The 18,181-nt window shown below is 60.7% G+C and carries 31 protein-coding genes; all 31 read right to left on the bottom strand.

All coding sequences use genetic code 11. The annotated features are described in order from the left end of the window. Nucleotides 1-114 precede the first annotated feature (114 nt). Entirely contained in the window at nt 115-1,131 is a 1,017-nt protein-coding gene (locus tag AC1DXO_RS14890; protein WP_476978957.1) for a DNA-directed RNA polymerase subunit alpha, read from the bottom strand. Nucleotides 1,132-1,215: 84 nt separating this feature from the next. Beyond that, a complete protein-coding gene (rpsK, locus tag AC1DXO_RS14885; RefSeq protein WP_023459532.1) occupies nt 1,216-1,605 on the bottom strand; it encodes a 30S ribosomal protein S11 in 390 nt (129 codons plus the stop codon). 12 nt (nt 1,606-1,617) lie between these two features. Beyond that, the gene (gene rpsM / locus AC1DXO_RS14880; RefSeq protein WP_023452160.1) at nt 1,618-1,986 is read right to left on the bottom strand and encodes a 30S ribosomal protein S13; all 369 of its coding nucleotides are present in this window, start codon (nt 1,984-1,986) and stop codon (nt 1,618-1,620) included. 258 nt (nt 1,987-2,244) lie between these two features. Then, nucleotides 2,245-2,829, bottom strand: coding sequence for an adenylate kinase (locus tag AC1DXO_RS14875; RefSeq protein WP_476978956.1), 585 nt, complete (start codon nt 2,827-2,829; stop codon nt 2,245-2,247). Then, a complete protein-coding gene (gene secY / locus AC1DXO_RS14870) occupies nt 2,826-4,196 on the bottom strand; it encodes a preprotein translocase subunit SecY (RefSeq protein ID WP_476978955.1) in 1,371 nt (456 codons plus the stop codon). The genes AC1DXO_RS14875 and secY overlap by 4 nt, the downstream gene beginning before the upstream one ends. 120 nt (nt 4,197-4,316) lie before the next feature. After that, entirely contained in the window at nt 4,317-4,802 is a 486-nt protein-coding gene (rplO, locus tag AC1DXO_RS14865; RefSeq protein ID WP_476978954.1) for a 50S ribosomal protein L15, read from the bottom strand. Nucleotides 4,803-4,963: 161 nt separating this feature from the next. Beyond that, entirely contained in the window at nt 4,964-5,140 is a 177-nt protein-coding gene (gene rpmD / locus AC1DXO_RS14860) for a 50S ribosomal protein L30 (protein WP_476978953.1), read from the bottom strand. 6 nt (nt 5,141-5,146) lie between these two features. Next, on the bottom strand, nt 5,147-5,716 hold the full coding sequence (gene rpsE / locus AC1DXO_RS14855) for a 30S ribosomal protein S5 (protein WP_476978952.1): 570 nt from the start codon (nt 5,714-5,716) through the stop codon (nt 5,147-5,149). Nucleotides 5,717-5,725: 9 nt separating this feature from the next. Beyond that, nucleotides 5,726-6,079: a 50S ribosomal protein L18 gene (gene rplR / locus AC1DXO_RS14850; RefSeq protein WP_476978951.1), complete on the bottom strand. Its 354-nt coding sequence runs from the start codon at nt 6,077-6,079 to the stop codon at nt 5,726-5,728. A gap of 3 nt (nt 6,080-6,082) precedes the next feature. After that, nucleotides 6,083-6,616: a 50S ribosomal protein L6 gene (rplF, locus tag AC1DXO_RS14845; protein WP_476978950.1), complete on the bottom strand. Its 534-nt coding sequence runs from the start codon at nt 6,614-6,616 to the stop codon at nt 6,083-6,085. Nucleotides 6,617-6,658: 42 nt separating this feature from the next. After that, nucleotides 6,659-7,057: a 30S ribosomal protein S8 gene (rpsH, locus tag AC1DXO_RS14840; RefSeq protein WP_476978949.1), complete on the bottom strand. Its 399-nt coding sequence runs from the start codon at nt 7,055-7,057 to the stop codon at nt 6,659-6,661. A gap of 15 nt (nt 7,058-7,072) precedes the next feature. After that, the gene (rpsN, locus tag AC1DXO_RS14835) at nt 7,073-7,378 is read right to left on the bottom strand and encodes a 30S ribosomal protein S14 (RefSeq protein ID WP_476978948.1); all 306 of its coding nucleotides are present in this window, start codon (nt 7,376-7,378) and stop codon (nt 7,073-7,075) included. Nucleotides 7,379-7,397: 19 nt separating this feature from the next. Then, complete coding sequence (gene rplE, locus AC1DXO_RS14830; protein ID WP_476978947.1) at nt 7,398-7,970, bottom strand: 50S ribosomal protein L5; 573 nt, start codon at nt 7,968-7,970, stop codon at nt 7,398-7,400. Continuing rightward, a complete protein-coding gene (gene rplX, locus AC1DXO_RS14825; protein ID WP_476978946.1) occupies nt 7,963-8,277 on the bottom strand; it encodes a 50S ribosomal protein L24 in 315 nt (104 codons plus the stop codon). The genes rplE and rplX overlap by 8 nt, the downstream gene beginning before the upstream one ends. Next, nucleotides 8,278-8,646, bottom strand: coding sequence for a 50S ribosomal protein L14 (gene rplN, locus AC1DXO_RS14820; RefSeq protein WP_006273901.1), 369 nt, complete (start codon nt 8,644-8,646; stop codon nt 8,278-8,280). It lies immediately after the preceding gene. A 22-nt stretch (nt 8,647-8,668) separates the two neighbouring features. After that, the gene (gene rpsQ, locus AC1DXO_RS14815) at nt 8,669-8,908 is read right to left on the bottom strand and encodes a 30S ribosomal protein S17 (RefSeq protein WP_476978945.1); all 240 of its coding nucleotides are present in this window, start codon (nt 8,906-8,908) and stop codon (nt 8,669-8,671) included. Between the two features lie 12 nt (nt 8,909-8,920). Further along, nucleotides 8,921-9,127, bottom strand: a complete 207-nt coding sequence (rpmC, locus tag AC1DXO_RS14810; RefSeq protein WP_476978944.1) for a 50S ribosomal protein L29 — start codon at nt 9,125-9,127, stop codon at nt 8,921-8,923. A gap of 5 nt (nt 9,128-9,132) precedes the next feature. Beyond that, nucleotides 9,133-9,567, bottom strand: a complete 435-nt coding sequence (gene rplP, locus AC1DXO_RS14805; protein WP_476978943.1) for a 50S ribosomal protein L16 — start codon at nt 9,565-9,567, stop codon at nt 9,133-9,135. Nucleotides 9,568-9,570: 3 nt separating this feature from the next. Next, nucleotides 9,571-10,326, bottom strand: a complete 756-nt coding sequence (rpsC, locus tag AC1DXO_RS14800) for a 30S ribosomal protein S3 (RefSeq protein ID WP_476978942.1) — start codon at nt 10,324-10,326, stop codon at nt 9,571-9,573. Next, on the bottom strand, nt 10,326-10,709 hold the full coding sequence (rplV, locus tag AC1DXO_RS14795; protein WP_006273896.1) for a 50S ribosomal protein L22: 384 nt from the start codon (nt 10,707-10,709) through the stop codon (nt 10,326-10,328). The genes rpsC and rplV overlap by 1 nt, the downstream gene beginning before the upstream one ends. A gap of 1 nt (nt 10,710) precedes the next feature. Continuing rightward, nucleotides 10,711-10,989, bottom strand: coding sequence for a 30S ribosomal protein S19 (gene rpsS / locus AC1DXO_RS14790; RefSeq protein ID WP_476978941.1), 279 nt, complete (start codon nt 10,987-10,989; stop codon nt 10,711-10,713). A gap of 2 nt (nt 10,990-10,991) precedes the next feature. Beyond that, nucleotides 10,992-11,828, bottom strand: coding sequence for a 50S ribosomal protein L2 (gene rplB, locus AC1DXO_RS14785; RefSeq protein ID WP_476978940.1), 837 nt, complete (start codon nt 11,826-11,828; stop codon nt 10,992-10,994). A 15-nt stretch (nt 11,829-11,843) separates the two neighbouring features. After that, nucleotides 11,844-12,140, bottom strand: a complete 297-nt coding sequence (locus AC1DXO_RS14780; RefSeq protein ID WP_476978939.1) for a 50S ribosomal protein L23 — start codon at nt 12,138-12,140, stop codon at nt 11,844-11,846. 5 nt (nt 12,141-12,145) lie between these two features. Then, nucleotides 12,146-12,778, bottom strand: a complete 633-nt coding sequence (gene rplD / locus AC1DXO_RS14775; RefSeq protein ID WP_476978938.1) for a 50S ribosomal protein L4 — start codon at nt 12,776-12,778, stop codon at nt 12,146-12,148. 2 nt (nt 12,779-12,780) lie between these two features. Further along, nucleotides 12,781-13,518 (bottom strand): 50S ribosomal protein L3, encoded by a 738-nt coding sequence (gene rplC / locus AC1DXO_RS14770; RefSeq protein ID WP_476978937.1) that lies wholly within the window; start codon nt 13,516-13,518, stop codon nt 12,781-12,783. Nucleotides 13,519-13,522: 4 nt separating this feature from the next. After that, entirely contained in the window at nt 13,523-13,831 is a 309-nt protein-coding gene (gene rpsJ / locus AC1DXO_RS14765; RefSeq protein WP_006273890.1) for a 30S ribosomal protein S10, read from the bottom strand. Nucleotides 13,832-14,253: 422 nt separating this feature from the next. Then, nucleotides 14,254-15,402 carry a GNAT family N-acetyltransferase gene (locus AC1DXO_RS14760; protein ID WP_476978936.1) on the bottom strand — a complete coding sequence of 383 codons (1,149 nt, stop codon included), beginning with the start codon at nt 15,400-15,402 and terminating at the stop codon, nt 14,254-14,256. A 73-nt stretch (nt 15,403-15,475) separates the two neighbouring features. Beyond that, nucleotides 15,476-16,105, bottom strand: a complete 630-nt coding sequence (locus AC1DXO_RS14755; RefSeq protein ID WP_476978935.1) for a glutathione S-transferase family protein — start codon at nt 16,103-16,105, stop codon at nt 15,476-15,478. Between the two features lie 86 nt (nt 16,106-16,191). Further along, the gene (locus tag AC1DXO_RS14750; protein ID WP_476978934.1) at nt 16,192-17,088 is read right to left on the bottom strand and encodes a retropepsin-like aspartic protease; all 897 of its coding nucleotides are present in this window, start codon (nt 17,086-17,088) and stop codon (nt 16,192-16,194) included. 2 nt (nt 17,089-17,090) lie between these two features. Beyond that, complete coding sequence (locus tag AC1DXO_RS14745) at nt 17,091-17,603, bottom strand: MarR family winged helix-turn-helix transcriptional regulator (protein WP_476978933.1); 513 nt, start codon at nt 17,601-17,603, stop codon at nt 17,091-17,093. A gap of 248 nt (nt 17,604-17,851) precedes the next feature. Further along, the coding region (locus tag AC1DXO_RS14740) for an EF-Tu C-terminal domain-related protein (protein ID WP_476978932.1) at nt 17,852-18,181 on the bottom strand (330 nt) is incomplete at its 5' end.

Raw genomic sequence — 18,181 nt, 5'->3', positions numbered from 1 at the left:
TGGAAATTATCGCGACAAGGTCTTGGGTCTTTCGCGATAAGTGAAAACGAATTTCGCAGAAATTCATCTTCTAAAAAAAGCGAAAGCCGGACGATCCGCCCGGCTTTCTCTGTGTCAGATTTGGTCTTCGAACTTCTTCGCCAGGTCTTCGACGTTTTCCGGCGGCCAGTTCGGGATGTCCATGCCCAGCGAGAGGTTCATGGAAGCCAGGACTTCCTTGATCTCGTTGAGCGACTTGCGGCCGAAGTTCGGCGTGCGCAACATTTCCGATTCCGTCTTCAGGATCAGGTCGCCGATATAGACGATATTGTCGTTCTTCAGGCAGTTCGCCGAACGGACGGACAGTTCCAGTTCGTCGACCTTCTTGAGCAGAGCCGGGTTGAACGGCAGTTCGGGCTTGCCTTCTTCGATGACAGGCGCCTTGGGCTCTTCGAAGGTGATGAAGATCTGCAGTTGGTCCTGCAGGATGCGGGCAGCAAAAGCCACCGCGTCAACCGGCGTGACGGCCGCATTGGTTTCGACATCGAGGATCAGCTTGTCGTAATCGAGCGACTGACCCTGACGGGTCGGCTCGACGCGATAAGCAACCTTCTTGACCGGCGAATAGAGGGCGTCGACGGCGATCAGGCCGATCGGCGCATCTTCCGGACGCAGGCGGTCGGCGGGGACATAGCCCTTGCCGTTCTGGATCGTGAACTCCATGCGAACGCTGGCGCCCTCGTCCAGCGTGCAGATCACGTGGTCGGGGTTGAGCACTTCGATATCGGCCGGGACATCGATCTGACCGGCGGTTACCGGACCGGCGCCCGATGCACGCAGCACCATACGCTTGGGGCCTTCCGCATGCATGCGCAGGGCCAGTTGCTTGATGTTCAGGATGATGTCGACGACGTCTTCGCGAACGCCTTCGATGGAAGAGAATTCGTGAACCACGCCGTCGATCTGGACGGAGGTCACGGCCGCGCCTTGCAGCGAGGAGAGGAGTACGCGACGAAGCGCGTTACCGAGCGTCACGCCGAAACCGCGTTCCAGAGGCTCCGCGACAAGACGCATCTTGCGCGAAGGGTCGGAACCCGCTTCGACTTGTGGCTTCTCGGGACGAATAAGCTGTTGCCAGTTTCTTTCGATCATTTACGTCCCTCAAGACAGGAAAGGCCGCCCCGCCACAGACCGGAACGGACAGGCGGAGCGACTAAAGAATGGGGTAGAGAAAAATTAAACGCGACGACGCTTCGGAGGGCGGCAGCCGTTGTGCGGGATCGGGGTCACGTCACGAATGGTCGTGATGGTGAAGCCCACCGCCTGAAGGGCGCGCAGAGCCGATTCACGGCCCGAACCCGGACCGGCGACGCTGACTTCGAGCGTCTTGACGCCATGTTCGATGGCTTTCTTGCCAGCATCTTCGGCGGCGACCTGGGCGGCGTACGGCGTCGACTTACGCGACCCCTTGAAGCCCATCGCACCGGCCGACGACCACGACACGGCATTGCCCTGCGCGTCGGTGATGGTGATCATGGTGTTGTTGAACGACGCGTTGACGTGAGCCACACCCGACGTAATGTTTTTGCGTTCGCGCTTTTTAACGCGTGAAGGTTCTTTGGCCATCTGGGCTAATCCTTACTTCTTCTTGCCGGCGATCGGCTTAGCCGGGCCCTTGCGCGTACGTGCATTGGTGTGGGTGCGCTGACCGCGGACCGGCAGGCCCTTACGGTGACGCAGGCCACGGTAGCAAGCCAGGTCCATCAGACGCTTGATGTTCATCGAAACTTCACGGCGCAGGTCGCCCTCAACCGTGTAGTCGCGGTCGATGGTTTCGCGGATCTGCAGAACTTCGGCATCCGACAGCTGGTTGACGCGGCGGGCGTCTTCGATGCCGACCTTCTGGACGATCTCTTCAGCCTTTTTGGGGCCGATGCCATGGATATACTGAAGCGCGATGATTACGCGCTTGTTGGTCGGTATGTTGACGCCTGCAATACGGGCCACGAGGTAATCTCCTGCAATGCACCCGACGGGCGCACCTGTAAAACGAAAAGACGACGCGTATGCATCCCCCGTCAGCCGAACCTCGGCCCACGTAAGGCTCATACGCGTGATTTCGCGGAAGCTTGCCCTTATAGAAGGGTTTTCGCTCCCGTCAATGGGTTAATCCGCAAAAAAAGCAAGTCGGAAATTTTTCCGTCACACTTTTTTAAACAGTCTTCTTTGCCGCCCCCTTTGGCCAGGGCCGGCGGTCGCCACAGCCTACTCGGCCGTGGCAGATTCATTCTTGCCCAGCACATGCTCGACGCGGGCGGCGATATCGTCGACCGCGCCCATTCCGTCGATTTCATAGAGCTTACCCTGCGCCGCATAGTAGGGCAGCAGAGGCGCGGTTTGGGCGTTGTAGGCCGCCAGGCGGACCTTGTAGGATTCGGGGTTGTCGTCGGCACGACCTTCTTCATGAAAGCGCTTGGCGATGCGATCGATCAGGGCCTGCTCGTCGACCTTCAGGCGAACGACCTTGTCGATCATCGCGCCGCGTCCGCCCAGCATGGCATCCAGCGCCTCGGCCTGGGCCACAGTGCGCGGAAAACCGTCGAAAATAGCCCCGCCGGCCGCCTCGGCTCGCGGCAGGTTGTCCTTGATCAGATCGATGACAATCGCGTCGGAGACCAGTCCACCGGTCTCCATGATGTGCTTGACGCGCGTGCCCAGTTCGGACCCGGAGGCGATCGCTGCACGCAGCATATCGCCGGTCGACAGTTGCACCATGCCGCGGGTGGTGACGAGGCGCTTGGCCTGGGTCCCCTTACCCGCCGCCGGCGGTCCGAACAGGATGATATTCATCGCAGCGCTCCCCGGGTAGCGGCCTTCCCGCCATTCTTCATCTTCGATTTGCGGATCAGGCCATCATACTGGTGAGCCAGCAGGTGCGACTGAATCTGCGCAACGGTGTCCATGGTGACGGTGACCACGATGAGGATCGAGGTGCCGCCGAAATAGAAGCTCTGGCCCAGGTTCGAAATCAGGAACTCGGGCAGCAGGCAGACGAGTGTAATATAGCCCGCGCCGATCACGGTGATGCGCGTCAGGACGTGGTCGAGATATTCCGCCGTGCGCTTGCCGGGACGGATCCCTGGCAGGAACCCGCCATATTTGCGCAGGTTTTCCGCCGTTTCGTCCGGATTGAAGACCAGTGAGGTGTAGAGAAAACAGAAAAAGACGATCAGGGTGGCGTAGACCGCCATGAAGATCGGATTGCCGTGCTGCAGGGTCGAGGCCGCCGTATGCAGCCACTGCATCCAGTCCGCCGGATTCTTGCTCTTGTCCAACACACCCAGGACCGTGGTCGGCATAAGCAGCAAGGACGAGGCAAAGATCGGCGGAATGACACCCGACGTATTGACCTTCAAGGGCATGAAGGAGCTTTCGCCGCCCATCACCCGGTTGCCGACCTGGCGCTTCGGATACTGCACCAGAAGACGGCGCTGGGCGCGTTCCATGAAGACGATGAATACGACGGCAGCAATCAACAGCAAGACGATGCCGATAACGACGGCCGGGTTGATGTCGCCGGTCGAGCCCATGCTCAGAAGGCTGCCGACGGTCCGCGGCAGAACAGCCACGATGCCGGCGAAAATGATCATCGACGAACCGTTGCCGATGCCGCGCGCGGTGATCTGTTCACCCAGCCACATCAGGAACAGCGTCCCGGCGGTCAGGGTAAAGGCCGTGCTGACGATAAACATTATGCCCGGATGCAGGGCGGCGTTGCCCGACTGCAGGCTGATGGCGATCGGGACGGATTCACAAAGGCCCAGGATCACGGTCAGATAGCGGGTATATTGGTTGAGCTGTTTGCGCCCCGCCTCCCCGCCTTCCTTGCGCAGTTTTTCCCACGGACCGTAGACCGAGCCCATCAACTGAATGATGATCGAGGCCGAGATATACGGCATGAGGTTCAGCGTGAACACGGCGCTGCGTTGCAGCGCGCCGCCGGCGAACAGGTTCATCATGCCCAGCATGCCCTTCGACTGACCGTCGAATATCTGGGCAAAGACGGCCAGATCGATGCCCGGCAGCGGCACATAGGTGCCCAGCCGGTAGACGATCAGCGCGCCAAGCGTGAACAGAATTCGCTTGTGCAGATCAGTCGCCTTCGAAAAGGCGCCGAAGTTCATATTGGCCGCAAGTTGTTCAGCAGCAGATGCCATGAAGTCCTCAAACCCGAAAAATCACTGTCATATGGGGAGGACAGCCGTCCCTGCGCATGACACAGGTTTCAACCGCCCCGGACCCATATGGGGTAGGCTTAATGAAAGGTCAATCGCGGCTTAGGCCGCGGCTTCCGCCTTGGCCGGGCGCTTCTGGACCAGGGTGCCGCCTGCCGCTTCGACGGCCTTGACCGCCGACGCCGACGCCGACCAAACGGTCAGGTTCAGCTTGGCCTTCAGTTCACCTTCGCCCAGCAGACGCACGCCGTCGAGCTCACGACGGATGACGCCGGCCACAACCAGGGCAGCGCCGTCAACCGGCTTGGAGGCGTCGAGCTTGCCGGCATCGACGGCGTCCTGCAGACGCCACAGATTGACTTCGGCCAGCTTGAGCGCGAATGGATTGTTGAAACCGCGCTTGGGCATACGCATGTACAGCGGCATCTGGCCGCCTTCGAAGCCCAGGAGCGAGACGCCGGTACGCGACTTCTGGCCCTTCACACCGCGTCCCGCGGTCTTGCCCTTGCCGGAGCCGGGGCCACGGCCCACGCGCATGCGGTTCTTGGTGGCGCCTTCGTTGTCGCGGATTTCGTTCAGCTTGGTCATGATAATGCCTTTTCTCGATTGACGCCGGCCCGATGAGGACCGACTCGGCCAAAAACGGAAGTGATAACAGATTCTGAAAACAGAAAGAGCGTGCCTGTTACAGCACGCTTACAAACAGATCAAGCGTGCGATGCTCAAAATGCAGCGCACGCTCAATAAGATTACTCGACGATGGTCACCATGTGCTGGACCTTGGCGATCATGCCGCGGACCGAAGGGGTGTCTTCCAGTTCGGAAACACGGCCCATCTTGTTGAGACCGAGACCGGCGAGCGTGGCGCGCTGATCCTTGGTGCGGCGGATCGGCGAACCGGTCTGCTTTACTTTAACGGTAGCCATGATGACTTAGCCTTCCATCGATTCGGGCGACGAGGCGCCGTCGTTGCGGCGCGTCAGGATGTCGCCGACCTTCTTGCCACGCTTGGAGGCAATCTGGCGGGGCGAGGCCTGGACCTTCAGAGCTTCGAAGGTCGCACGCACCATGTTGTAGGGGTTCGAAGAACCGAGCGACTTGGCGACGACATCGCCCACGCCCAGGGTTTCGAGAACGGCGCGCATCGGACCGCCGGCGATGACGCCGGTACCCGGAGGGGCCGCGCGCATCTGAATCTTGCCAGCGCCCCAACGGCCGTAGCCGTCGTGGTGCAGGGTGCGCGATTCACGGAGCGGAACGCGGATCATCGACTTCTTGGCTTCTTCGGTCGCCTTGCGGATGGCTTCCGGCACTTCGCGCGCCTTGCCGTGTCCGTAGCCGACGCGACCCTTCTGGTCACCAACGACCATCAGGGCAGCAAACGAGAAGCGACGGCCACCCTTGACGGTGGCGGCGACGCGGTTGATGGCGACGAGCTTTTCGACGAACTCCGAAGGTTCCTCGTTGCGGTCGCGGTTGCGGTTTTCGCTGGGACGGGCCATGAGAATTCCTTAGAAGTTGAGACCGGCTTCACGCGCGGCTTCCGCCAGCGCCTTGATCCGACCATGATAGATATAGCCACCGCGATCGAACACGACGTCCTTGACGCCCTTTTCGATGGCACGTTGCGCGACCAGCTTGCCGACTTGCGTCGCCGCTGCGGAATCGCTGCCTTGTTTCTTTTCGCTTTCCAGCGAAGAGGCGGCAACGATCGTAGCGCCGGTGGCATCGTCGATGACCTGGGCGTAGATGTTCTTGTCCGAACGGAAGACCGACAGGCGCGGGCGGCCGTTGGAGAGCTTCTTGAGGCGGGTGCGATTGCGTTGCGCACGACGCGCCAGTTGCTGACGAGGAGACAGGGCCATGGCTTACTTCTTCTTGCCTTCCTTGCGGCGAACCTTCTCGCCGGCGTATTTGACGCCCTTGCCCTTATAGGGTTCAGGCGGACGGATCTTGCGGATCTTGGCAGCCATCTCGCCGACGGCCTGCTTGTCGATACCGATGATCTTGACTTCGGTCTGCTTCGGCACGGCAAAGGTGATGCCTGCCGGCGGATCGATGACGACCGGGTGCGAGAAGCCGAGCGACAGCTCGAGCTTGGTGCCCTGCAGGGCGGCGCGGTAACCGACGCCGACCATTTCCAGACCGACTTCGTAACCGTCCGTAACACCCTTGACCATGTTGGCGATCAGGGTGCGCGACAGGCCCCACATCGCCTTGTGGCGCTGGGTTTCGCCACGCGGCGTGATGTGCAGAACATTGCCGTCCTGCTTGACTTCGATTTCTTCCACGACCTTCCAGGCCAACTGACCCTTGGGGCCCTTGACCGAGACGTCCTGGCCCGCCAGCGTGATGTTCACGCCTGACGGGACAGAAATGGCCTTCTTACCGATCCGAGACATTATAAAACCTTTGTGCCTTAAGTGTCCCCTGCCCTGTCTAAATTAATAGACGCGACAGAGAACTTCACCGCCGACGTTGTTTTCGCGGGCAGCATTGTCAGACATGACGCCCTTGGGCGTCGACAAGATCGAGATCCCCAGACCGTTCTTGACGGGCTTGAGGTCCTTGATCGACGAATAGACGCGGCGGCCAGGCTTGGACACGCGGGCAATTTCCGCGATGACCGGCTGGCCGTCGAAATACTTCAGCTCGATTTCGAACTGCGGGAATTCACCCGGAGTTTCAAGCACTTCGTAACCGCGGATATAGCCTTCGTCGCGCAGCACGTCCAGGACGTGCGCACGCAGCTTGGAGGCCGGGGTCAGCACCTTCGAACGCTGGCGCATGGCGGCGTTCTTGATGCGGGCGATCATATCGCTGAGAGGGTCGTTGACGAACATGGTTTCTTCCCTCCCTTACCAGCTGGCCTTGGTCATGCCCGGAATCTGGCCTTCGTTGGCCAGTTTACGGAGCGAGATCCGGCTCATGTGAAGCTTGCGATAGTAGGCGCGCGGACGCCCCGTGATTTCGCAGCGGTTACGAATACGTGTCGGTGCCGAGTTACGCGGCAGCTTGGCCAGCTTCAGGCGAGCGTCGAAACGCTCTTCCAGGGGCAGGCTTTCGTCATTGGCCTTCGCCTTGAGGGCTTCGCGGCGGGACGCATATTGCGCGACCAGCTTCTTGACCATCTCGTTGCGGTTGACAGCGGATTTCTTTGCCATTGTGTCTCTCTACCCGCCCTTAAGCCGTGAACGGGAACTGGAAGTGCTTCAGAAGCGCCTTGGCTTCCTTGTCACTCGTGGCCGTGGTGCAAACGACGATGTCCATGCCCCACATCTGATCGATCTGGTCGTAATTGATTTCCGGGAACACGATGTGTTCGCGCAAACCCATGGCGTAGTTGCCGCGACCGTCGAACGAATTGCCGTTCAGGCCACGGAAGTCCTTCACGCGCGGCAGGGCGATGGTAATCAGGCGGTCGAGGAACTCGTACATACGGTCCTTGCGCAGGGTCACCTTGGCGCCGACCACCATGCCTTCGCGCAGCTTGAAGCCGGCGATGGATTGACGGGCGCGGGTCGGAGCGGGCTTTTGACCGGTGATGGCCGCCAGGTCCTTGATGGCCGAATTGACCTTCTTGGAGTCGGCAGTCGCTTCACCGATACCCATGTTCACGACGATCTTGTCGAGCTTGGGGACCTGCATTTCGTTGGTATAGCCGAATTCTTCCTTCAGCGCGGCGCGGATCGTTTCGAGATAGACCAGCTTGGCGCGGGGGACGTACTTCGTCTCTGGGGTTTCAGTATCAGCCATTGATGACATCTCCCGTCGTCTTGGCGTAACGCACCTTCTTGTCACCTTCGACCTTGAAACCGACGCGGGTCGGCTTGCCGTTGGAGTCAACGTGCGCGACGTTGGAAACGTGGAGGCTTGCTTCCTTGTTGATGATGCCGCCGTTCGGGTTGCCCTGAGACGGACGGGTATGGCGCTGGACCATATTAACGCCCTGAACGACGACACGGCCGTCTTCAGGGAGGACCTTGGTGACAGTGCCACTACGGCCCTTGTCCTTGCCGGTCAGGACGACAACCGAGTCGCCCTTCTTAATCTTCGCAGCCATTTAGATGACCTCCGGAGCCAGCGAGATGATCTTCATGTGGTTCTTGGCGCGCAGTTCACGCGGCACAGGCCCGAAGATACGCGTGCCGATCGGCTCGCTCGACTTGTTGACGATGACAGCGGCGTTGGTGTCGAAACGGATCACCGAGCCGTCTTTGCGCTGGATATCCTTGGACGTCCGCACGACGATGGCGCGCAGAACGTCGCCCTTCTTCACGCGGCCGCGAGGAATCGCTTCCTTGACCGAAACGACGATCAGGTCACCCACCGAGGCGTAGCGGCGTTTCGAGCCACCCAGCACCTTGATGCACATGACCCGGCGCGCGCCAGAGTTGTCGGCGACTTCCAGGTTAGTTTGCATCTGAATCATGGTTCAAACTTTCCTTGGCTGACTATTGAGCGTCGCGCGGGAGGACTTCCCACGTTTTCAGCTTGGATTTCGGCGCGCACTCGATGATCCGAATGGCTTCGCCGGTCTTGTAGGTATTGGCTTCGTCATGAGCGTGATAACGCTTCGACTTACGCACCGTCTTTTTCAGGACGGGGTGCAGGATCGTACGTTCCACTTTCACAACCACGGTCTTGTCGCCCTTGTCGGAGACGACCAGACCTTCGAGAATGCGCTTGGGCATGGTCTATTCCTCTTAGGCGGACTTGGCAGCGGCCTTTTGGGCCGTTACCAGGGTCTGGATGCGGGCGACATCCTTACGGATTTCGTTGACGCGGTGGGTCTTTTCGAACTGACCGGTCGCCTTTTGGAAGCGCAGGTTGAACTGCTCCTTCTTCAGGCTCAGCAGCTGCTCGTGCAACTGGTCGGGGGTCAGGTTACGCAGTTCGGCTATCTTGGTCATGGTTCCTACTCCGCAGCCAGCGCGACGCCGGCGTCGAGACGGGTCACGACGCGGGTGCTGACGGGCAGCTTGGCGGCGCCGAGACGCAGCGCTTCACGCGCCACATCGTCCGGCACGCCGTCGATTTCAAACAGGATGCGGCCCGGATGGACGCGCGCGGCCCAATAGTCCACAGCGCCCTTACCCTTACCCATCCGCACTTCGGCAGGTTTGCCGGTGACGGGCAGGTCCGGGAAGATACGGATCCAGACGCGGCCTTGACGCTTCATCTGACGGGTGATGGCACGACGGGCGGCTTCGATCTGACGGGCCGTCAGGCGTTCGGGTTCGACGGTCTTGAGGCCATACGAACCGAAGCTGAGCGTGTAGCCCCCCTTGGCGTTACCGTGAATACGGCCCTTGAAGGCCTTCCGGTATTTCGTACGCTTAGGCAGCATCATGGCTTAGGCTTCCTTCTGGTTACGGTCACGACGCGGGCCGCGCGGATTGCGGTCCGAACGTTCGGGACGTTCGCTGGAAGACGGGCCGGAGGCCTCTTGCGACCAGCGCTTGTCTTGCGCCATCGGATCGTGCTCAAGGACTTCGCCCTTGAAGATCCACACCTTGACACCGATGATGCCATAGGTGGTCAGGGCTTCGGCGAAGCCCATGTCGATATCGGCGCGCAGGGTGTGCAACGGCACGCGACCTTCGCGATACCATTCCATACGGGCGATTTCCGCACCGCCGAGACGGCCCGACAGGTTCATCCGGATGCCCTTGGCGCCGAGACGCATGGCCGACTGGATCGAACGCTTCATTGCGCGACGGAAGGCAACGCGGCGTTCCAGCTGCTGGGCGATCGATTCGGCGACCAGCTGGCTGTCAACTTCCGGCTTGCGGACTTCGACCAGGTTCAGGAACACTTCGCCATCGGTGATGGCAGCAACGTCCTTGCGCAGCTTGTCGATGTCAGCGCCCTTCTTACCGATCACGACGCCCGGACGGGCGGCGTAGATGGTGATGCGGCACTTCTTGTGCGGACGCTCGATGATGATGCGCGACACGCCGGCGGCATTCAGCTTTTCCTTCAGGTCCTTGCGGATCTTCAGGTCCTGGTGCAGCAGCTTGGCATATTCCTGACGCTGGGCGAACCAACGGCTGTCCCACGTACGGTTGATGCCGAGGCGCAGACCGATCGGATTTGCTTTCTGACCCATTACGCAGCCTCCTGGCCGAGTTCGCGAACGACGATCGTCAGTTCGGAGAAAGGTTTCATGATGCGCGACGAACGGCCACGGGCACGCGAAGCGAAGCGCTTCATGACCAGGCCCTTGCCGACATAGGCCTCGGCGACAACCAGGTTGTCGATGTCGAGGTTATGGTTGTTTTCGGCATTCGAGATCGCCGAATAGAGCGCCTTGCGGACGTCCTTGGCGATGCGCTTGCGCGAAAATTCCAGCTCGTTCAGAGCGCGCTGGACCTTGAGGCCGCGGATCGAGGCGGCAACCAGGTTGAGTTTTTGCGGCGAAATACGCACGGAAACCAGCTTGGTGCGGGCTTCGTTGGCATTGACGCGGCGCGGATTCTTGGTCTGCGACATGTTACTTCCTCTTCGCCTTCTTGTCGGCGGCGTGACCGGGGAAGTTGCGCGTCGGCGAAAATTCGCCGAGCTTCATGCCGACCATGTCTTCCGACACCAGCACCGGCACGTGCTTCTGACCATTGTAGACGCCCATCGTCAAACCGACGAATTGCGGCATGATGACCGAGCGGCGCGACCAGGTCTTGATGACTTCCTTGCGACCCGAATTCTGCGAATTTTCCACCTTCTTGAGAAGATGGCCATCCACAAAGGGGCCTTTCCAAACGGAGCGAGCCATGTTTAGCGAGCCTTCTTCACGTGACGCGAACGGATAATGTACTTGTCCGTCGACTTGTTGGAACGAGTCTTGCGGCCCTTGGTGGGAACGCCCCACGGGGTCACAGGGTTACGGCCGCCCGAGGTCTTGCCTTCACCACCACCATGCGGGTGGTCGACCGGGTTCATGGCGACACCACGAACGTGCGGACGGAAGCCCATGTGACGCGAACGACCAGCCTTACCCAGGTTGATGTTCATGTGGTCGGGGTTCGACACGGCGCCGACGGTGGCCATGCAGGTGTCGAGCACCATGCGCAGTTCACCGGAACCGAGGCGGATCTGGGCGTAGCCGGCATCGCGGCCGACCAGCTGAGCGTAGGCGCCGGCCGAGCGGGCCAGCTGGCCGCCCTTGGCAGGCTTCATTTCCACGTTGTGGATGATGGTGCCGATCGGCAGCGAACGCAGCGGAGCCGCGTTGCCGGGCTTCACGTCGACCTTTTCGGAAGCGATGATATTGTCACCGACCTTGAGGCGTTGCGGCGCCAGGATATAGGCCTTTTCGCCGTCAGCGTAGTTGATCAGCGCGATGAAGGCTGTGCGGTTGGGGTCATATTCCAGACGCTCGACCGTACCCAGTACATCGAACTTGCGACGCTTGAAGTCGACGATGCGGTACAGGCGCTTGGCGCCACCGCCACGGAAACGGACAGCGATGCGGCCTTGCGCACCACGGCCGCCCGACTTGGTCAGACCTTCGACCAGCGACTTTTCCGGCTTGCCCTTGTGGAGTTCCGAACGGTCAACCAGGATGAGCTGACGACGGCCGGGAGAGGTAGGATTGTATTGCTTTAATGCCATGGTTCAAACCTCCCCTTACAGACCGGTCGTGACGTCGATGGACTGGCCTTCGGCCAGCGTCACGATCGCCTTCTTCATGTCACTGCGACGGCCCTTCATGCCCTTGAAACGCTTGGTCTTGCCCTTGGTGACAATGGTGTTCACCTTGGTGACCTTGACGTTGTAGATGGCTTCAACGGCGGAAGCGACTTCGTCCTTGGAGCTGTCGAGCGCAACCTTGAAGACAACCTTGTTCTGCTCGGAAAGCAGGGTAGCCTTTTCAGTGATGTGCGGCGCCAGCAGGACGTCGAAATTGCGGATGGTAGCAGCCATAACTCTTAGGCCTCCACTGCGAAGCGGGCTTCGATAGCTTCAACCGCCGACTTCGTCAGGACCAGCTTGTGGCGGCGCAGGATGTCATAGACATTCAGGCCCGCCGTCGGCAGGACGTCGATGTTGGGGATGTTGCGTGAAGCGAGCGCGAAATTGGTATCGACCTCGGCGCCCGTAATGAACAGGGCGTTGCTCAGGCCCAGCTTCTGGAAGGAAGCCAGCAGAGCTGCGGTCTTGGGCGAGTCGACGACGGCCTGGTCGAGGACGATCAGCGAACCGTCCTTTACCTTGGACGACAGGGCGTGACGCAGACCGAGCGCACGAACCTTCTTGGGCAGGTCGAACGCATGCGAGCGAACGACCGGACCGAAGGCGCGCGAACCACCGACGAATTGCGGTGCACGGCGCGAACCGTGACGAGCGCCGCCGGAGCCCTTTTGCTTGTACATCTTCTTGCCCGTGCGCGAATTTTCATTACGCGTCTGGACCTTGTGCGTACCGGCGCGGCGCTTGGCCAGCTGCCAGTTGACGACGCGCGACAGAATGTCGCCGCGGATCTCTTCAATCCCGAAAACGAGATCGCTGAGGTCCACAGAACCGGCCGTCGAGGCGTCGAGTTTGAGAACGTCGAGTTTCATGATTATTCAGCTCCCTCAGTAGCCGGAGCTTCTTCCGTCACAACCGGCGCTGCATTCGCCGCCGACTTGATGGCGCCCGGGAATTGAAGACCGGCTGGAGCCGCCTTCTTTACCGCGTCGCGGATCTTGACATAGGAGCCTTCAGCACCGGGAACGGCGCCGCGGATGAAAACCAGACCGCGTTCCGCATCGATGCGGGCGACTTGGAGGTTCAGCGTGGTGACGGTTTCGACACCGAGGTGACCCGCCATCTTCTTACCCTTGAAGGTACGACCCGGATCCTGGCGCTGGCCGGTCGAACCGAGCGAACGGTGCGAGACCGAGACACCGTGGGTGGCGCGAAGGCCGCCGAAGTTCCAGCGCTTCATACCGCCCTGGAAACCTTTACCGATGGTGATGCCCTGGATGTCGACACGCTGGCCGGCTATAAAGTGGTCCGCACTGAATTCGGCGCCGACCTCGATGAGGTTCTCTTCGGAAACGCGGAATTCGCTGAGGATAGCCTTGGGCTCGACCTGAGCCTTGGCGAAACGAACGCGCTCGGCGTTCGATGTGTTCTTGGCCTTGCGGCTGCCGGCGCCCAGTTGCAGCGCGACATAGCCATCCTTGGCCTTGGTCTTCTGGGCGACGACCTGACAGCCGTCGAGAGCCAGAACCGTTACCGGTACGTGCAGGCCATCCGCGTCAAAGAAACGCGTCATACCCAGCTTTTTGGCGATCAAACCTGTTCTCATGGCCATCACCTTAAATCTTGATCTCGACGTCGACACCGGCCGACAGGTCGAGCTTCATCAGCGCGTCCACGGTCTGGGGTGTCGGATCGACGATATCGAGCACGCGCTTGTGCGTGCGGATTTCAAACTGTTCGCGCGACTTCTTGTCGACGTGCGGCGAACGGTTGACGGTGAAGCGCTCAATCAGCGTCGGCAGGGGGATGGGTCCCCGCACGGTGGCGCCAGTTCTCTTGGCCGTGTTTACGATTTCGCGCGTGGAATGATCCAGGACGCGGTGATCGAAGGCCTTGAGCCTGATGCGGATATTCTGACGATCCATATCGCTCGTATTCCAATAAGGTTGGTGCGTTACCGCGTCCAGTGAACCATTTCAAAGACCAGGCCCAGTGAGGTTACCCAAGAAAAGGCAATCTCGCCGGAAGCGTATCCGCAAAAACAAAGCCCAACATCAGGTTTCCCCGATGCGGGCCGTTGAACAAACCGCTCAATTCCTTTTAGAAGGAGCGCCGAACGGTTTGAATTTCGTGCTTTGCGAACCGCGTCTGACACGTTGCCATGTCACAGCCGATCCAACAGAGTGCGCGTATATGACCGAACGACTCGGACAGGTCAACCCCAAAAGCTGGAATTTCCCGGAAAATACGCGGAAAGTACTCCAGGCTGCGATACCTTATCGTATCCTGGCAAGGGCGACCGCCCGCCGCGCACGTTTGCGCGAGCCATGCGGCGTTTGAGCTCTCTTTAAGCGTGGCGGATGACGCGCAGGCGCATCAGGGCGCGCTGCAGCAGGCTGATCACCGCCCTGCCCCATCCGACATAGCCGGTTTCGGTCGCACGGATTACCTTGACGCGGCGGCGCAGGCTCAGGCGCGCCGCATCGACCCGCGGGCGTGCCAGCGGCACCGTGGCCTGGGCGGCATCGACCAGCAGGCTGATATTGCGCGGAACGAACATCAGATCGCCTTCGAGGCATTCGCCTCCGGCGACCGTCATCGGTGACTTGTAGTCCTCGCCGCCGGTGCCGAAGTCAAAACGTTTGATCCCCAGTGGCGCACAGTTGCGGATGATGGCGATGGTCAGCAGGATGCCGACCGAATAGCGCGCATAGTCCGGGTCATAGGCCGGGAACCACAGGTGACAGTCTTCGCCCCGGACCAGTCCGATCTCGGCGGCGACGATTCGGCCCTGGTGGCGGAAGACGCCGGCACGCAGGCCGAAGTCGCCCTCGCCCGTCGCCGCAAGCCGGTCCAGCATATTCAGGGTCCAGCCACAGTCGAAGACGTCGTGCATGCCGCTCTTGCGGTACTGGTCCCGCTTCAGCGCAATGACCCAATCCATGAGTTCCCGGTTGACCGGTTCCCAACTGAAGTCGAAGCCGCCAAAATCCTTTTCGATATTGCGCTGGCAACGTCCGATATTCTTGAAGAACTTGTGATTAGCGGCGTCCTGCGTCGCCCACCAGTGGTCGAAGCCCTGTGATGCGTCGGCCAGGCGGCGCGTCAGGCGCAAAGACCGCGCCCGCTCGCTGACCGGTCCGAGCCAGCCCTGGAACTCCAGCCGCCGGGCCCGCGTCGCCCTGAGCAACTGGTTGAAATCGACCTTGACGCCCGGTTCGGCTATGACGCCGTGGTAGTCGCTGAGCGGCGCGCCCATGGGCAAGAGGACATCGCCGCGCTTCTGATAGGCGAAGTAGCCGGCTACGTGATCGCCTATGTACAGGCGTGCGACGGCGGCGCGCGGCACGACAGGCCCGATCGCCTTGACATAACGGACGTCGAAATAGGGTCCGGTCAGGTCCGGATTTGCCGCCACAAATCCGTTCCACAGCCCTTCGTCGTCCGCCGTCAGATCCTGTATGCGGATAAGTTCTATTCGTTCAATCATTGGCATAAATGCCGACCCCGGGAATTACGCTGGATGGCAACGTAACAGAACGAGGTTTAATCCTACCTAAGACACAGGGTTAATCGCCGTTAGGACCAATAAATCGCTGCGATATGGCCTCGAAGACCGGTAAAGCCTCGCAGCGTTCGCTGTGGGCCAGCAGGGCCGGACGGCCGCTCCAGTCGATGGCATCGCCATGGGCTTCGCGCGCATGGCGGATGGAACAACCCAGCGCGATATCGGCGTGGTTGAGGCAGTCCCCGAACAACCATGGGCCTGACGCCCCGGCGCGTATGCCCTCCAGAACGTCCAGCACTTCGGACACCTGGGTCTCGAGCCGCGAGAGCCAGATATCGGAGGTTTGCTGGTGCAGGACCTTTTCGTAGAACAAGGCGACGCACTTGTCCGAAAAGCCCATGGTCAGCGCTATATAATAGAGTGCCTTGCGCCGCGCCTCACCGGAGGGCGCGATCAGGGCGCGTTCCTTGACCTGTTCGTCAGCCCAGTCCAGCACATAGGCACTTTCGATGACAATACCGCCGTCATCCAGGACGAGCGTCGGCACGCGGCGCAAGGGATTGTACGGCTTGATCCTGTCGCCCTCGCCAAAGGTCGACCAGGGACGATGCTCGAACACCAGGCCGTACAGGGTCATGGCGATGCCACAGCGACGGACGAAGGGGGAATCGTATTGGCCAATCAGGATCATGGGGCGCCTCCTCTTGCCTCACACTAGAGAAGGCGCCCCCGCTCCGCTACGGGCGTTTTTGCCACCCGCCGCAGATATGGTGCCAATCAGGCGATGCGGATGCGCCGGTTGGTCGCATCAACGGTCAGTATGTGATCGCGGACACCCTGCCAGCCGAGATTGCCGACGGGCGTCGGCGCCGGCCAGGCAATCTCAGGCACGGTGAGCGGGACGCTACCGAGATAGACCGGCGCATCGAGCCTGGCGGCGAACATCTCGATTGTTTGGCTAACCGTGTGGGCCGTCCCTGCAGAATGGGGTTCCCCCGCGGTTTTCAGGGTCGCAGCCACTGGCTGCGCCACGATAAGCGGCGCACGTTGCTGGCCCGTGTCGAGATCGCAGGTTACGCGGACATTGCCCACCAGGATGTCGACGCGCAGGGTCGGCCCCATGGGCGACTGGAAGATGGTCTGCCCATCGGCGTCCGGCAGCGCGCCGCTTACCAGCCCGATCGTCCCGGCTGGACCATCGAAGGTCAACAGCCATTGCTGGAACAGGTCCAACCCCAATATGCCGTCAAGCTTTGGCCCCATGCCGCCAAGTTCGCTCAGCTCCACCAAGGGCGGATTCGTGAAGACCACACCGCCGACATTCAGCGACGATGCCTGGAAAATACGCCGCCGTTGCGGATTCTTGCCCGATGGGTCTCCCGCCAGGGCCTCGCCGACGACCGGCATGTTCAGGCTTTCAGCGACGGCCGCCGATATCCGGCCGTATCCCGCAGCACCCGTGTCGATGCCAAACCACAACGGCTGGCCGCCATTCACGGCAACCTCAACCGTCGGCAGGTTGTAGCCGCCGTTCAGTGTCAGGTGGGCGCTGTCACCCGTCGCGACCAGAGCCGGCGGCGGCCCCGCCCGACGCACGCGCTGGGGTTCTTCGGCCCGGGTACAGGGCGCTACGGCCAGGACGGCGGCGGATAGTAAAAGGGTACGGCGGTCCATGATCATTCTGCAGCCTCGACAGGTTGCGCTTGCTGGTTCAGGCGTTTGGAAAAGGCAATGTCGTCAAGGGCTGCGTCAAGCCGATCAACCATGGCCAGCAGATCGACACCGATCTGCTCCGACAAGGCGGCATAGGTGGCGCGAATGACGGGCTCGGCGACATCGAGCTTGGTAATCTCGCCCTCCCCGGCCTCGGTGAGAAACACCAGACGCCGGCGCCGGTCATCATCGTCGGCGCAGAAGGTGACGAGGCCCAGGCTCTCGAGCTGCGACAACAGGTGAATGACCAGAGGATGGGAAAACTGCAGATTGTCGGCGATCTGGGTAACGCTGAGACCCGGCCATCGCGCCAACATGCGCAGGGTCGAAAACGACCGCGCCGGCGCCTTGATCCCGTCCTGCTGCAGATAGGCCTGAATGTCGTCGACAAAGGTGTCGGACAGGCGCTTGAAACGATGGGCCAGAAAGGCCGGACCGAGCGAAGAAATGAAATCGGGCTGGATATGTGTAGACATTTACGTAAATATTTACATAAAAGCGCGAGGTCGTCAAGAAGGGTAAGACGAGGGGCCGCAGGCCCCTCACCCCATAACGCGACAGCGCTGATCAGAGTCCAGACGATAAAGACTAACGCCCAAGAAAAAACCCCTCCGGCCGAAGGCCTGTGGAGGGGTTTTTCCTTGGGCATTGATCCTTGCCGCTTGAGCTCAGACCAACACCGTCATGTGACGGGGTCCACGGGTCCGCGACCCCTGGCCTTAACCTACTCGACGATCTTCGACACGACGCCGGCGCCGACGGTGCGGCCACCTTCACGGATAGCGAAGCGCAGCTTCTCTTCCATGGCGATCGGGGTGATCAGTTCGACGTCCAGTTCCGCGTTGTCGCCCGGCATGATCATTTCCACGCCTTCCTTCAGACGGACGATGCCCGTCACGTCGGTGGTGCGGAAGTAGAATTGCGGACGATAGTTGGTGAAGAACGGGGTGTGACGGCCGCCTTCTTCCTTGGTCAGGATGTAGGCTTCGGCCACAAACTTGGTGTGCGGCGTGATCGAACCGGGCTTGCAGAGAACCTGGCCGCGCTCGACGTC

It is taken from the genome of Asticcacaulis sp. P2_C5 (assembly GCF_056404555.1).
This window is presented reverse-complemented; position numbering and strand designations above follow the sequence as displayed.